This is a genomic window from Jingyaoa shaoxingensis (assembly GCF_014385005.1).
GTDB classification, from domain to species: Bacteria; Bacillota; Clostridia; order Lachnospirales; family Lachnospiraceae; genus Marvinbryantia; species Marvinbryantia shaoxingensis.
Window position 1 is genome coordinate 1 of record NZ_JACRSZ010000052.1, and the last position, 1,724, is coordinate 1,724.

The 1,724-nt window shown below is 33.9% G+C and carries 1 protein-coding gene; it reads right to left on the reverse strand.

Annotated features, from left to right (window positions below; all coding sequences use genetic code 11):
- Positions 1–168: 168 nt before the first annotated feature.
- Positions 169–1,635: an IS1182 family transposase gene (locus tag H8716_RS17395; RefSeq protein ID WP_249310223.1), complete on the reverse strand. Its 1,467-nt coding sequence runs from the start codon at positions 1,633–1,635 to the stop codon at positions 169–171.
- Positions 1,636–1,724 lie beyond the last annotated feature (89 nt).

Consider the following 1,724-nt stretch of genomic DNA (forward strand, 5'->3'; position numbering starts at 1 on the left):
ATATCAGATGTGAGATGACTCCCACCTCTTTAGGGACGCCACTGAAAAAGTGGTAAGTTTAGTACCACAGGGCGTCAAATATGTGCAAAAATGTTCCTTGATAATAAAATATTGCTAAAATAGTGTTTTGAGGGATGCAAAATCTACCCTTTTGAGAGATGAATTTTCCTATTTTTTCTCATTTTGGCAGACTTCTCCCTTTAGTTTTAAAATTCGTTTTAAATTGACTGCAAATATTGATACTGCTCCTTGAAGTTGCATGTTTGATAGTCCAGCAGCATCACAACAACTATATCCGTGCATATTTTTTAATTCACTATTTTTTGCCTCTATCATATAGCGGGTTTTGAAACGTTCCTTGAAATATTGTGTTTTTTGAAACGCCTCTTGATTTTTATGATAATCCGATTTAATAGTGATACTATACGTTTTGGTTTTTGCATTTTCTTTATAGCAGCCATTACGAGAAGGACAGACATGGCATTTATTAATATCGAAAAAATATTTGATACGTGTATTCTTTTTCTGATTACTACGTTTGGCAATTCGATATTTTATAGCCAAATGCCCCGCTGGGCACTGCATGGTATCCGCATCTTTATTAAAGATAAAGCCGTCCTCTGAACGAGTCCCTTTTATGATGCTCGGGTTAAGCTTTGAAATTAATTTATAGTCATTGCTTTGTGCATCTTTTAAATTTTCCAGTGTGGAATATGCGGTATCTGCTATTACTTCATTAACGGTTGCACCTGCTGCTTTACTTTTTTGAACCAGTACTGGAAGTTCCTGTCCATCAAATGCTTCGCCGGATGTGATTGTTGCTGCCGTGATAATCCGTTCATCTGTCATGGCCAAATGAGTTTTGTATCCGTAAAAAGAAGAATTGACCGTTTTATGGCCAATCCGGGCATCCGGGTCAATGGATTGATCATAACAATCAATCTGATTATCCAAAATTTCGGATAACATAGAAGATTCTTCTTTAATCGTTGGCAGTTCTGAATACGGACTTTCCTGGACTGTGTTTAATAATTCATGACAGTATTCATTATACTCATCTAAAGAAGCTCGTTTTTCAGGTTCATCTGGCAGATAAATGTCTTTATCAGAATCTTTTAAAGCTGCTTTTAAAGAAGTAGAGGCTTTTTTCAACATTTCTCTCTGAGTAGTTTTATGATAACGGGCTTCTGTATGAGTTGAGTCAACAATTATAGTATTGCTTTTTAAAACACCTTGATTTATGGCAAGTTCTACACTTTTATTTATGAGCAGATCAAGTATATTTTCATCTTTTAAACGCTGCTTTCTGAATTTGGTTAAAAGACTAGGATGGATAACTTCTTCTTCTGGCGTTAATTCCAGAAAATATTTAAAAGACATATCATATCGTGATCTTTCAACAACACCATTATCAGAAAGGTTATAAAGATATTTTAAAAGCAGATATTTAAATAGCAATATAGGGTTTTTTGCATTACGTCCATTATCAAGGCAATATTTATTTTTTAATTCATCATATATAAAAGAAAAATCGACCAATTCCCTGATTTTTCTTAGAATATGATCTTTTGGAACAATCATGTCATATAAATCTGAATAATAACTAAGGCTAAGTTTAAGTTGGGATGATAACATTTCAACCTCCGACAATTATGATACCTTAATTATATCAGATATATGATTTTACGACCACTTTTTCAGTGGCGTCCTTTAGGTGGCGAGGA

What these genes read in the sequence shown, in the direction of transcription:
- H8716_RS17395 (WP_249310223.1), bottom strand. Translation starts at nt 1,635, where the DNA reads ATGTTATCATCCCAACTTAAACTTAGCCTTAGTTATTATTCAGATTTA.